The organism is Geobacillus vulcani PSS1 (assembly GCF_000733845.1).
Taxonomy (GTDB): domain Bacteria; phylum Bacillota; class Bacilli; order Bacillales; family Anoxybacillaceae; genus Geobacillus; species Geobacillus vulcani.
This window is the reverse complement of record NZ_JPOI01000001.1, coordinates 432,488-444,667: the sequence shown is the minus strand read 5'-3', so window position 1 is coordinate 444,667 and position 12,180 is coordinate 432,488. Positions and strand designations below refer to the sequence as shown.

4 protein-coding genes, 21 tRNA genes and 3 rRNA genes are annotated in these 12,180 nt (G+C 53.7%); 27 read left to right on the top strand and 1 reads right to left on the bottom strand.

Annotated elements, in window-relative coordinates; genetic code table 11:
* Positions 1-623: 623 nt before the first annotated feature.
* From N685_RS0102555 to N685_RS0102440, 24 genes are all read left to right on the top strand, one after another.
* A 16S ribosomal RNA gene (locus tag N685_RS0102555) occupies positions 624-2,181 on the top strand.
* A gap of 340 nt (positions 2,182-2,521) precedes the next feature.
* Positions 2,522-5,451 (top strand): 23S ribosomal RNA (locus N685_RS0102550).
* A gap of 239 nt (positions 5,452-5,690) precedes the next feature.
* A 5S ribosomal RNA gene (gene rrf / locus N685_RS0102545) occupies positions 5,691-5,807 on the top strand.
* The 16S, 23S and 5S rRNA genes sit together here with 21 tRNA genes alongside, the layout of an rRNA operon.
* An 8-nt stretch (positions 5,808-5,815) precedes the next feature.
* Positions 5,816-5,891: transfer RNA gene (locus tag N685_RS0102540), tRNA-Val, on the top strand.
* Between the two features lie 210 nt (positions 5,892-6,101).
* Positions 6,102-6,178: transfer RNA gene (locus N685_RS0102535), tRNA-Met, on the top strand.
* A 4-nt stretch (positions 6,179-6,182) separates the two neighbouring features.
* Positions 6,183-6,258 (top strand) — tRNA-Asp (locus N685_RS0102530).
* A gap of 25 nt (positions 6,259-6,283) precedes the next feature.
* Positions 6,284-6,359, top strand: a tRNA-Phe gene (locus tag N685_RS0102525).
* Between the two features lie 14 nt (positions 6,360-6,373).
* Positions 6,374-6,446 (top strand) — tRNA-Thr (locus tag N685_RS0102520).
* A 174-nt stretch (positions 6,447-6,620) separates the two neighbouring features.
* Positions 6,621-6,693, top strand: a tRNA-Lys gene (locus N685_RS0102515).
* 7 nt (positions 6,694-6,700) lie between these two features.
* Positions 6,701-6,775 (top strand) — tRNA-Gly (locus tag N685_RS0102510).
* Positions 6,776-6,780: 5 nt separating this feature from the next.
* Positions 6,781-6,866 (top strand) — tRNA-Leu (locus N685_RS0102505).
* A gap of 5 nt (positions 6,867-6,871) precedes the next feature.
* Positions 6,872-6,945: transfer RNA gene (locus N685_RS0102500), tRNA-Arg, on the top strand.
* A 6-nt stretch (positions 6,946-6,951) separates the two neighbouring features.
* Positions 6,952-7,025, top strand: a tRNA-Pro gene (locus tag N685_RS0102495).
* Between the two features lie 8 nt (positions 7,026-7,033).
* A tRNA-Ala gene (locus N685_RS0102490) sits at positions 7,034-7,106 on the top strand.
* 21 nt (positions 7,107-7,127) lie between these two features.
* Positions 7,128-7,201, top strand: a tRNA-Met gene (locus N685_RS0102485).
* A gap of 8 nt (positions 7,202-7,209) precedes the next feature.
* Positions 7,210-7,286 (top strand) — tRNA-Ile (locus N685_RS0102480).
* Positions 7,287-7,305: 19 nt separating this feature from the next.
* Positions 7,306-7,396 (top strand) — tRNA-Ser (locus N685_RS0102475).
* Between the two features lie 39 nt (positions 7,397-7,435).
* A tRNA-Thr gene (locus tag N685_RS0102470) sits at positions 7,436-7,511 on the top strand.
* A gap of 13 nt (positions 7,512-7,524) precedes the next feature.
* Positions 7,525-7,597, top strand: a tRNA-His gene (locus N685_RS0102465).
* A gap of 177 nt (positions 7,598-7,774) precedes the next feature.
* Positions 7,775-7,845, top strand: a tRNA-Gly gene (locus N685_RS0102460).
* A 9-nt stretch (positions 7,846-7,854) separates the two neighbouring features.
* Positions 7,855-7,928: transfer RNA gene (locus N685_RS0102455), tRNA-Ile, on the top strand.
* A gap of 178 nt (positions 7,929-8,106) precedes the next feature.
* A tRNA-Asn gene (locus N685_RS0102450) sits at positions 8,107-8,181 on the top strand.
* A 6-nt stretch (positions 8,182-8,187) separates the two neighbouring features.
* Positions 8,188-8,280, top strand: a tRNA-Ser gene (locus N685_RS0102445).
* 4 nt (positions 8,281-8,284) lie between these two features.
* A tRNA-Glu gene (locus N685_RS0102440) sits at positions 8,285-8,356 on the top strand.
* Between the two features lie 233 nt (positions 8,357-8,589).
* Here the strand turns inward: N685_RS0102440 and N685_RS0102435 are convergent.
* Positions 8,590-9,255 (bottom strand): B3/B4 domain-containing protein, encoded by a 666-nt coding sequence (locus N685_RS0102435; protein WP_031405581.1) that lies wholly within the window; start codon positions 9,253-9,255, stop codon positions 8,590-8,592.
* A 52-nt stretch (positions 9,256-9,307) separates the two neighbouring features.
* On the opposite strand from N685_RS0102435, the gene queG reads away from it, so the two are divergent.
* The 3 genes from queG to trmL all read left to right on the top strand — a co-directional run bounded on the left by queG (position 9,308) and on the right by trmL (position 11,869).
* The gene (queG, locus tag N685_RS0102430) at positions 9,308-10,450 is read left to right on the top strand and encodes a tRNA epoxyqueuosine(34) reductase QueG (RefSeq protein ID WP_031405580.1); all 1,143 of its coding nucleotides are present in this window, start codon (positions 9,308-9,310) and stop codon (positions 10,448-10,450) included.
* A 61-nt stretch (positions 10,451-10,511) separates the two neighbouring features.
* Complete coding sequence (locus N685_RS0102425; protein ID WP_031405578.1) at positions 10,512-11,375, top strand: amidase domain-containing protein; 864 nt, start codon at positions 10,512-10,514, stop codon at positions 11,373-11,375.
* A gap of 20 nt (positions 11,376-11,395) precedes the next feature.
* Entirely contained in the window at positions 11,396-11,869 is a 474-nt protein-coding gene (gene trmL, locus N685_RS0102420; protein ID WP_031405575.1) for a tRNA (uridine(34)/cytosine(34)/5-carboxymethylaminomethyluridine(34)-2'-O)-methyltransferase TrmL, read from the top strand.
* The last annotated feature ends 311 nt before the right edge of the window (positions 11,870-12,180 follow it).

Here is a 12,180-nt window from a genome sequence, read left to right as displayed (position 1 = left end):
CGCTGCTCCTGAAAGGCGGAAGGGAGCCGGCAAGAAGTATGGATGTTGTTAGGACTTTCATTGTGTGCATACAAACGTCAGCTGCAAGTCATTGACGGAAGTAGCGCATCCCGGCGGAAAAAAGCTCTTGACTTCCGTGTCGAACGATGATATATTTTAAATCGCTGCCGCGGCGGGAAAACGTTGCGGAGCGGTATGAATTATGAATAAAAGATTGTTGACAGCGAACAATAGAAATGCTACAATGTAAGGGTCGCTTTAGGAAAGTGGGAGACAAATTTGCATTTGAGGGAGTTCAGAGGAGTTGGCTTCCTCGGTGCAAGGTTGCAAAGAAGCAAGTCCAGACGGTACTCTCGTTCCTTGAAAACTGAACGAAACGAAGCGCAACGAAAAGCGGAGGTCGCTTGTTTATCGGCGAAACGCGCTGAGAGGCCCGCGAGGAGGCTCGAACCAAGCAAAGCTTGGTTCTGCGTGGGTGGTGCCACAGGAGCGTATACAATGTGTCGCCGCCGCAGCGGGACACGAAGCGTCGCGAGCCGATAGCGGCCGAAGCTAGACAATTCGAAAAGCGGAGGCCGCTCGGCGCCTTTGGTGCTGCGGCTGAAGCGATAGCCAATCAACTTTCTTTGGAGAGTTTGATCCTGGCTCAGGACGAACGCTGGCGGCGTGCCTAATACATGCAAGTCGAGCGGACCGGATCGGAGCTTGCTCTGGTTTGGTCAGCGGCGGACGGGTGAGTAACACGTGGGCAACCTGCCCGCAAGACCGGGATAACTCCGGGAAACCGGGGCTAATACCGGATAACACCGAAGACCGCATGGTCTTCGGTTGAAAGGCGGCCTTTGGCTGTCACTTGCGGATGGGCCCGCGGCGCATTAGCTAGTTGGTGAGGTAACGGCTCACCAAGGCGACGATGCGTAGCCGGCCTGAGAGGGTGACCGGCCACACTGGGACTGAGACACGGCCCAGACTCCTACGGGAGGCAGCAGTAGGGAATCTTCCGCAATGGGCGAAAGCCTGACGGAGCGACGCCGCGTGAGCGAAGAAGGCCTTCGGGTCGTAAAGCTCTGTTGTGAGGGACGAAGGAGCGCCGTTCGAAGAGGGCGGCGCGGTGACGGTACCTCACGAGAAAGCCCCGGCTAACTACGTGCCAGCAGCCGCGGTAATACGTAGGGGGCGAGCGTTGTCCGGAATTATTGGGCGTAAAGCGCGCGCAGGCGGTTCCTTAAGTCTGATGTGAAAGCCCACGGCTCAACCGTGGAGGGTCATTGGAAACTGGGGGACTTGAGTGCAGGAGAGGAGAGCGGAATTCCACGTGTAGCGGTGAAATGCGTAGAGATGTGGAGGAACACCAGTGGCGAAGGCGGCTCTCTGGCCTGCAACTGACGCTGAGGCGCGAAAGCGTGGGGAGCAAACAGGATTAGATACCCTGGTAGTCCACGCCGTAAACGATGAGTGCTAAGTGTTAGAGGGGTCACACCCTTTAGTGCTGCAGCTAACGCGATAAGCACTCCGCCTGGGGAGTACGGCCGCAAGGCTGAAACTCAAAGGAATTGACGGGGGCCCGCACAAGCGGTGGAGCATGTGGTTTAATTCGAAGCAACGCGAAGAACCTTACCAGGTCTTGACATCCCCTGACAACCCAAGAGATTGGGCGTTCCCCCTTCGGGGGGACAGGGTGACAGGTGGTGCATGGTTGTCGTCAGCTCGTGTCGTGAGATGTTGGGTTAAGTCCCGCAACGAGCGCAACCCTCGCCTCTAGTTGCCAGCACGGAGGTGGGCACTCTAGAGGGACTGCCGGCGACAAGTCGGAGGAAGGTGGGGATGACGTCAAATCATCATGCCCCTTATGACCTGGGCTACACACGTGCTACAATGGGCGGTACAAAGGGCTGCGAACCCGCGAGGGGGAGCGAATCCCAAAAAGCCGCTCTCAGTTCGGATTGCAGGCTGCAACTCGCCTGCATGAAGCCGGAATCGCTAGTAATCGCGGATCAGCATGCCGCGGTGAATACGTTCCCGGGCCTTGTACACACCGCCCGTCACACCACGAGAGCTTGCAACACCCGAAGTCGGTGAGGTAACCCTTACGGGAGCCAGCCGCCGAAGGTGGGGCAAGTGATTGGGGTGAAGTCGTAACAAGGTAGCCGTACCGGAAGGTGCGGCTGGATCACCTCCTTTCTAAGGATGACAAACCTTTCGGTTCAATGAACATGGCGCTTCCGTTTCGTTCAGTTTTGAAGGAATGAGAATTCCTTCGACTGCTTCGTTTGCGTCTGCGTCTACAAGCGAATGCAGAGGAGCCAGATTCCTCGACGCAAACCAGCGAAGAAGCAAGCTCAATGCAGCTACTTCGTTCCTTGAAAACTAGATAACCGGAAAAGCTGAGGCGCCGCGGTTAGCTCTCGAAGCCAAATGTTCTTCACCCGCAGGGATGCTTGCATCCCAAGGGGGGAGGTGATTTGGCAGAAGAGAGCTAGGCGCCGAAGCTAGACAATAAGGAAGAAGCCGAGACGCTGTAGGTTAAGCTAGAAAGGGCGCACGGTGGATGCCTTGGCACTAGGAGCCGATGAAGGACGGGGCAAACGCCGAAACGCTTCGGGGAGCTGTAAGCAAGCGTGGATCCGGAGATGTCCGAATGGGGGAACCCACTGTCCGTAATGGGGCAGTATCCATGCCTGAATCCATAGGGCATGGAGGGCACACCCGGGGAACTGAAACATCTTAGTACCCGGAGGAGAAGAAAGCAAACGCGATTCCCTGAGTAGCGGCGAGCGAAACGGGAACAGCCCAAACCAAGAGGCGAGTCCTCTTGGGGTTGTAGGACCGCTCATGATGGGAGTGAGAAAGGAACGGGGTAGACGAACCGGTCTGGAACGGCCGGCCAGAGAAGGTGAGAGCCCTGTAGTCGAAACTTCGTTCCCTCCCGTGCGGATCCTGAGTACGGCGGGACACGAGGAATCCCGTCGGAAGCAGGGAGGACCATCTCCCAAGGCTAAATACTCCCTAGTGACCGATAGTGCACCAGTACCGTGAGGGAAAGGTGAAAAGCACCCCGGGAGGGGAGTGAAAGAGAACCTGAAACCGTGTGCCTACAAGTAGTCAGAGCCCGTTAATGGGTGATGGCGTGCCTTTTGTAGAATGAACCGGCGAGTGACGATGGCGTGCGAGGTTAAGCCGAAGAGGCGGAGCCGCAGCGAAAGCGAGTCTGAACAGGGCGCGAAGTACGTCGTCGTCGACCCGAAACCAGGTGATCTACCCATGTCCAGGGTGAAGGCCGGGTAACACCGGCTGGAGGCCCGAACCCACGCACGTTGAAAAGTGCGGGGATGAGGTGTGGGTAGGGGTGAAATGCCAATCGAACTTGGAGATAGCTGGTTCTCCCCGAAATAGCTTTAGGGCTAGCCTCGGGTTTAAGAGTCTTGGAGGTAGAGCACTGATTGGGCTAGGGGCCCTCATCGGGTTACCGAACCCAGTCAAACTCCGAATGCCAAGGACTTATGCCCGGGAGTCAGACTGCGAGTGATAAGATCCGTGGTCGAGAGGGGAACAGCCCAGACCGCCAGCTAAGGCCCCGAAGTGCACGTTCAGTGGAAAAGGATGTGGAGTTGCCGAGACAACCAGGATGTTGGCTTAGAAGCAGCCACCATTTAAAGAGTGCGTAATAGCTCACTGGTCGAGTGACTCTGCGCCGAAAATGTACCGGGGCTAAACGTGCCGCCGAAGCTGCGGGATGACCGTTGGTCATCGGTAGGGGAGCGTTCTAAGGGCAGAGAAGCCAGACCGGAAGGACTGGTGGAGCGCTTAGAAGTGAGAATGCCGGTATGAGTAGCGAAAACAGAGGTGAGAATCCTCTGCGCCGAAAGCCTAAGGGTTCCTGAGGAAGGTTCGTCCGCTCAGGGTTAGTCGGGACCTAAGCCGAGGCCGAAAGGCGTAGGTGATGGGCAACAGGTCGAGATTCCTGTACCACCTCCTTCCCGTTTGAGCGATGGGGGGACGCAGGAGGATAGGGCGAGCAGGCGGCTGGAAGAGCCTGTCCAAGCAGTGAGGCTGGCCAGCAGGCAAATCCGCTGGCCGTGAAGGCTAAGCTGTGATGGCGACGGAGTCATCCGGAAGTCCCTGATTCCACACTGCCAAGAAAAGCCTCTAGCGAGGGAAGAGGTGCCCGTACCGCAAACCGACACAGGTAGGCGAGGAGAGAATCCTAAGGCGCGCGGGAGAACTCTCGTTAAGGAACTCGGCAAAATGACCCCGTAACTTCGGGAGAAGGGGTGCTCTTTGGGGTGAGGAGCCCTGAAGAGCCGCAGTGAAAAGGCCCAAGCGACTGTTTATCAAAAACACAGGTCTCTGCGAAGCCGAAAGGCGACGTATAGGGGCTGACACCTGCCCGGTGCTGGAAGGTTAAGGGGAGCGCTTAGCGGAAGCGAAGGTGCGAACCGAAGCCCCAGTAAACGGCGGCCGTAACTATAACGGTCCTAAGGTAGCGAAATTCCTTGTCGGGTAAGTTCCGACCCGCACGAAAGGTGTAACGACTTGGGCGCTGTCTCAACGAGAGACCCGGTGAAATTATACTACCTGTGAAGATGCAGGTTACCCGCGACAGGACGGAAAGACCCCGTGGAGCTTTACTGCAGCCTGATATGGAATTTTGGTATCGCTTGTACAGGATAGGTGGGAGCCGGGGAAGCCGGAGCGCCAGCTTCGGTGGAGGCGACGGTGGGATACCACCCTGGCGGTATTGAAATTCTAACCCGCACCCCTGAGCGGGGTGGGAGACAGTGTCAGGTGGGCAGTTTGACTGGGGCGGTCGCCTCCCAAAAGGTAACGGAGGCGCCCAAAGGTTCCCTCAGAATGGTTGGAAATCATTCGGAGAGTGCAAAGGCACAAGGGAGCTTGACTGCGAGACGGACAGGTCGAGCAGGGACGAAAGTCGGGCTTAGTGATCCGGTGGTTCCGCATGGAAGGGCCATCGCTCAACGGATAAAAGCTACCCCGGGGATAACAGGCTGATCTCCCCCAAGAGTCCACATCGACGGGGAGGTTTGGCACCTCGATGTCGGCTCATCGCATCCTGGGGCTGAAGTCGGTCCCAAGGGTTGGGCTGTTCGCCCATTAAAGCGGTACGCGAGCTGGGTTCAGAACGTCGTGAGACAGTTCGGTCCCTATCCGTCGCGGGCGCAGGAAATTTGAGAGGAGCTGTCCTTAGTACGAGAGGACCGGGATGGACGCACCGCTGGTGTACCAGTTGTCCCGCCAGGGGCACCGCTGGGTAGCTATGTGCGGACGGGATAAGCGCTGAAAGCATCTAAGCGTGAAGCCCCCCTCAAGATGAGATTTCCCACCGCCAAAAGCGGGTAAGATCCCTCGAAGATGACGAGGTCGATAGGTCCGAGGTGGAAGCGTGGCGACACGTGGAGCTGACGGATACTAATCGATCGAGGGCTTAACCTAGAAAAGCGCAGGCGAGCGGTTCGCCGCGACGGGCAAATGTTCTTCACCCGCAGGGGCGCTCGCGCCCCGAGGGGGAAGGTTATTTGGCAGAAGAGAGCTAGGCGCTGGAACTGGACAATAGAAAAGCGCAGGCAAGCGGCTTCTTCCGACGGTTATCTAGTTTTGAGGGAATGAATTATTCCTATTGACAAATCCAACAGGATAGATATAATAATGACTGTCCAAGATGATCATCGTTGCCTAGTGGCTATGGCGGAGGGGAAACACCCGTTCCCATCCCGAACACGGAAGTTAAGCCCTCCAGCGCCGATGGTAGTTGGGGCCAGCGCCCCTGCAAGAGTAGGTCGCTGCTAGGCAATCATGTGGAGGATTAGCTCAGCTGGGAGAGCACTTGCCTTACAAGCAAGGGGTCGGCGGTTCGATCCCGTCATCCTCCACCACTTTCAAACATACAAAACAAAACTCAGCGCATTATTGAAATAAGTTCATCTTCTATCGTCGCGGGGTGGAGCAACGAGCATTTGCTTCATCGAATATGCCGGGAGTTGCCTCGACGCATCGGGCATCTTTGAATCAGCTGGCAGAGGAAGAGGCAACAAACGTTTAAACGATACTCAGTGCATGATCGAAACAAATTTATCTTTTATCGTCGCGGGGTGGAGCAGTCCGGTAGCTCGTCGGGCTCATAACCCGAAGGTCGCAGGTTCAAATCCTGCCCCCGCAACCAATATGGTCCCGTAGTGTAGTGGTTAACATGCCTGCCTGTCACGCAGGAGATCGCGGGTTCGAGTCCCGTCGGGACCGCCATATTTATTATCAATAAGGAAAATATGGCTCGGTAGCTCAGTCGGTAGAGCAAAGGACTGAAAATCCTTGTGTCGGCGGTTCGATTCCGTCCCGAGCCACCATATAAGATATACATGCCGGCTTAGCTCAATTGGTAGAGCAACTGACTTGTAATCAGTAGGTTGCGGGTTCAAGTCCTGCAGCCGGCATTCTATTCCTTACTAAATCCTTAAGCCATTAAACCAGCAATCGTGAGCCATTAGCTCAGTAACGAGCGATGCATCTTCGGGATTGCTTCGAGTTGTCCCGACGCACTGGACACCGTCGAATCAGCTAGCAGAGGAAGGGACATCGTCAAATATCTGAAGTGTATACCTAACCACGAGCCATTAGCTCAGTAGGTAGAGCATCTGACTTTTAATCAGAGGGTCGGAGGTTCGAGTCCTCCATGGCTCATCGTCTTGCGGAAGTAGTTCAGCGGTAGAACACCACCTTGCCAAGGTGGGGGTCGCGGGTTCGAGCCCCGTCTTCCGCTCCACTTCCGCCGGGGTGGCGGAATTGGCAGACGCACAGGATTTAAAATCCTGGGGTAGGTAACTACCGTGCCGGTTCGAGTCCGGCCCTCGGCACTTGTGCGCTCGTAGCTCAATTGGATAGAGCATCTGACTACGGATCAGAAGGTTAGGGGTTCGAATCCTCTCGAGCGCGTTTTATCGGGAAGTAGCTCAGCTTGGTAGAGCACACGGTTCGGGTCCGTGAGGTCGCAGGTTCAAATCCTGTCTTCCCGATTTATCATGGGGCCTTAGCTCAGCTGGGAGAGCGCCTGCTTTGCACGCAGGAGGTCATCGGTTCGATCCCGATAGGCTCCACCTTTTAACCTTATTCAATTTGGCGGTGTAGCTCAGCTGGCTAGAGCGTACGGTTCATACCCGTGAGGTCGGGGGTTCGATCCCCTCCACCGCCACTATTGTCGGACCTTTAGCTCAGCTGGTTAGAGCAGACGGCTCATAACCGTCCGGTCGTAGGTTCGAGTCCTACAAGGTCCACCATTATTATTGTTGCTTTTTTGGAGGAGTACCCAAGTGGTTGAAGGGGTCGGTCTTGAAAACCGAGAGGCGCCGCAAGGCGCGCGGGGGTTCGAATCCCTCCTCCTCCGCCATGCTTTGTGTCGGATGAAGTGTGAATGTGTTTGAATCATGCCGGCTTAGCTCAATTGGTAGAGCAACTGACTTGTAATCAGTAGGTTGCGGGTTCAAGTCCTGCAGCCGGCACCAGTATACGGCTACGGCGACTATGGCGAAGTGGTTAACGCACCAGATTGTGGCTCTGGCATGCGTGGGTTCGATTCCCACTAGTCGCCCTTTTCTTTATATTTTATTCGTTATATGCGGGTGTAGTTTAGTGGTAAAACCTCAGCCACGAGCATCGGCATCATCGAATTGGCTTCGAGTTGCCTCGACGCATCCAGCTTTCTTGAATAGGCTGGAAGAGGAAGAGGCATGGAAAAAGCGTGGTGGGTATTCAATCAAAATCATGTGCGGGTGTAGTTTAGTGGTAAAACCTCAGCCTTCCAAGCTGATGTCGTGGGTTCGATTCCCATCACCCGCTTTTGATGGTGGGCCTATAGCTCAGCTGGTTAGAGCGCACGCCTGATAAGCGTGAGGTCGGTGGTTCAAGTCCACTTAGGCCCATTATTTCCCATTGAGTGTTTTTTGACTATTTGTTATAATAGTGTGCGAATAATGTTCCATCGTTCCACAGCAACAGCGGGCGACGAGCATTTGCATTATTGCTCCGACGCATCCGTTATCCTTGAATCAGCTGGTAGAGGAAGGGATAGAATAAGTTTGAAGAATGTTTCTTAATTATTCCGCAATAGCTCAGCGGTAGAGCAACCGGCTGTTAACCGGTAGGTCGTAGGTTCGAATCCTACTTGCGGAGCCATGTCACGGAGAAGTACCCAAGTGGCTGAAGGGGACGGTTTGCTAAACCGTTAGGTCGCAGTTTTGCGGCGCGCGGGTTCAAATCCCGCCTTCTCCGCCATGATGGCCCGTTGGTCAAGTGGTTAAGACACCGCCCTTTCACGGCGGTAACACGGGTTCGAATCCCGTACGGGTCACTGGTTGCTGGCACCAGAGATTCTGGTGCCCTTTTATACAATTTCTTTTGTCGATTTTTGCGTTTTTTCTTGTGATGCGTGTGGAAATCTGTTATAATGTTTCTCGTTAGTTTCAAAATGGTATTACGAAGTTGGGGACAACGCAGTGTTTCGTTTCGTTAAAGAACGAGGCATTGCGTTTTTTGTTTATGTAGGGAGGAGTCCCCCGTTTTCCACGGTAGGCAAGCGGGGGATCAAACGAGCAATTGCGCCTCGGCTTCACCGCCATGGATTTGCACAAACATCGTTTGGATGGCTTGAAGTTGGCGCTTGGCGGTTTCTTCTGGCATTGATGGGAGAAAGTAAACGATTTGCAAAGCGTTTTTCGTTTCTCTCGTCACAGCGGTTCGCTCTGAATCGACGATGGGACTGCCAAACGGCCCTCGTTCATCTTTGCTGACAAGTTTGTTGGCAAAGTTGACTGTGCGGCCGTTTAACGCGGTGTATTCGTCTTGTTCCGCGCCGATCGTGAGCGTCACTGTTCCGTCGATGCGGTCTAGATCATAGATACCGAGCGGGATTTTATAATAGAGTGAAAAAAAGTTGTTTATGTCCGCCGCTGAATGGATAGGCGGAATGAAGCTTTTTTTCTGGATGCGTCGGTACAGGCTTTCACTTGATGGTCGATAGCGGCTTGGGTCCGTTCCGATTTGTTTGAACGAACGGCGCCATTCGGCGATCTCAGGAATGTCGGCAATCGGCTTTTCCTGCAGCTCAATGTAAAGAGATTCTTGAAACAGCTCCAATCGTCCTCTCAACATTTGCGGTGAATCGCTGATCTCGATATGATGATAGCGGATGACGCCGAATTTACCAGAAGGAAGGCGTTGCTTTAGTTGTTCCGATATCACGCATTTCATCTTGATCACCTCGGGTTTCATTTTACCATATATGACGAAAGGAGGGAAAATGATGGATGTTATGGCATTAAAGCAGGAAGTCATCGAATACAGTCGGTCAATCGGCATTGATAAAATTGGCTTTGCAAGCGCCGACCCGTTTGTCGAATTAAAGGAACGATTGCGTCGTCAGCAGGAGCTTGGCTATCAGTCGGGTTTTGAGGAACCGAATATTGAAAAACGGACCAATCCTTCATTGCTTCTTCCGGAAGCCAAATCGATCATTGCCATTGCCCTTGCCTATCCGTCCAAAATGAAAAATGCGCCGCGGGGGACAAAGACGGAACGGCGCGGTGTTTTTTGCCGCGCGTCATGGGGAAAGGACTACCACGATGTGTTACGGGAACGTTTGCAGCAACTCGAGGAGTTTTTGTTGGCCAAAGTGCCCCATGCTCGCGTTCGCTCAATGGTGGATACCGGAGAGCTCGCCGATCGGGCGGTGGCGGAACGGGCAGGGATCGGTTGGAGCGGTAAAAATTGCTCCATTATTACACCGGAATTTGGATCGTATGTGTATTTGGGAGAAATGATTACGAATATTCCTTTTCCCCCTGATGAGCCGGTTGAAAACCGATGCGGCGCGTGCACGAAATGCATTGACGCCTGTCCGACAGGGGCGCTTGTGCAAGGGGGACAACTGAACGCGCAGCGATGTCTTTCCTTTTTAACGCAGACGAAAGGCTTTTTGGCTGACGAGTTTCGGGAGAAAATCGGGAACCGGCTGTACGGTTGCGATACATGCCAGCAAGTTTGTCCGGAAAATAAGGGGAAAGACTTCCATTTGCATCCGGAATTCGAGCCAGATCCAGAAGCGGTGAAACCAAAGCTCATTCCATTGCTTCGGATGAGCAACCGCGAGTTTAAAGAGAAATTTGGAGCCATGGCGGGTTCATGGCGTGGGAAAAAACCGATTCAGCGCAATGCCATTTTGGCGCTGGCTCATTACAAAGATCGGACCGCAGTGCCGCATTTGCTGCGTTTGTTGAAAGAGGATAGCCGTCCCGTTATTCGCGGAACGGCGGCGTGGGCGCTCGGGAAAATTGGGGATCCAAGCGCCAAACCTTATTTGGAGGCTGCACGCCAAACGGAGACGGATAAGGGTGTGATTGAGGAGATTGAAAAAGGATTGAAACTGTTGGCTGAGGCAAAAGAATAGGGAAAAAAACGCAGCTTCCCCACATAAGGTAGTAACAAAAACGAAAGTGGTGGAAAGCAGCATGAAGAAACAGTTGCGCGCGTGGTTGGATGAGCGGGCCCGCTCATTTGTATCGGAAAGCAACGTCCGGAACAAAGAGGCGGCAAGAAAGCAACAGCTTTGCCAAAAGCGCGGTGCGGAGATTGTTCGTTGCACGATCCACGGGCGTATTGTCGGCAGGCAGACTATCGAGCGGGAAGCCAAAGTCATGTATATGGCCCACCATCAATTTTTAATTAAGCAAGGGGCTTCATTATATATGGAAGAACAGGTTGAGGAGAGATGCGCTTGTTTTGTCCGCGGTGAACTTGTCGCTGATGAACCGATCAGCCAGTTGGGGGGCTATATGGAGGCGCCGCGCGTCGAACGAGAGCAATGGACGGGGGAGCGTCTTTCTTACCAGTATGACCGCGCCCGGGCGGTGCGGTATGCGGAAACGTGGTGGAATCGACACAACCCGGCGTTTCCATCGTTTCCAGTGGATTGCACGAATTTTGTCTCCCAATGCCTGTATGCGGGTGGGGCGCCGATGACGGGCTATCCGAACCGGACGAGGGGATGGTGGTGTCAAAATGGAAGTTGGAGTTACAGCTGGGCTGTCGCTCATGCCTTTCGTTGGTACTTGAGCGGGTCGCGCATTGGCTTGCAGGCGGTGGAAGTGGCCGAGCCAGAGCAATTGATGGCAGGCGATGTCATCTGTTATGATTTTCAAGGGGACGGACGCTTCGACCATTCGACGATTGTGGTGGCGAAAGATCAGAACGGGATGCCGCTTGTGAACGCCCATACGACAAACAGCCGAATGCGCTATTGGTCGTATGAAGACTCAAGTGCTTATACGCCGAACATTCGCTATAAGTTTTTTCACATCATCGATGGCAAATAAATGTTGTTGAGGTGAAGCCAATGCCACTCCATGTTGTACTATACCAACCAGAAATTCCAGCCAATACAGGAAACATCGCCCGTACGTGTGCGGCGACCGATACGTCGCTCCATTTGATCCGCCCGCTCGGTTTTTCTACGGATGATAAAATGTTAAAGCGCGCCGGGCTTGATTATTGGCCATATGTTAATATTTCGTATTATGACTCGCTTGACGAACTATTCGCCCGCTTTCCGGAAGGGGAGTTTTATTTCATTACGAAATTCGGGCGCCGGTATTATGATTCGTTTGATTTCAGCGATACAGAAAAACACATTTTTTTTGTGTTCGGACGCGAAACAACCGGACTGCCAAAGGAGCTGCTTGAGGCCAATATGGACCGTTGCCTTCGCATCCCGATGAATGACAAAGTGCGCTCGTTAAACCTGTCGAACACGGCAGCCATCTTAGTGTACGAAGCGCTGCGCCAACAGCGGTTTCACGGGCTGTCGTAAACAAAAAAACGACCTTCGCATCGGAGGTCGTTTTTTTTGGGATTATTGTCTGACACCTGGTTTGTCTTCGTAACCAGCGGTGAAAATAGCCGTCAAAAACGCAATGATGACCCCTAGCACAAGCAAAGTGCGCATCGTTTGTTCCTCCTTCATCATGAAAGTGGCAGGCGTTTCCCTCTTTATTATAGCGAATATCGTCAAGCATGTGAATGACCGCAGCTGGTTGTTAGGAGACAAAATTTTTTTTGCGGCGAATGATACGGGACATCCTCGCATAAATTGTAATAATCTTGCTGTTAGACATCCAAGGG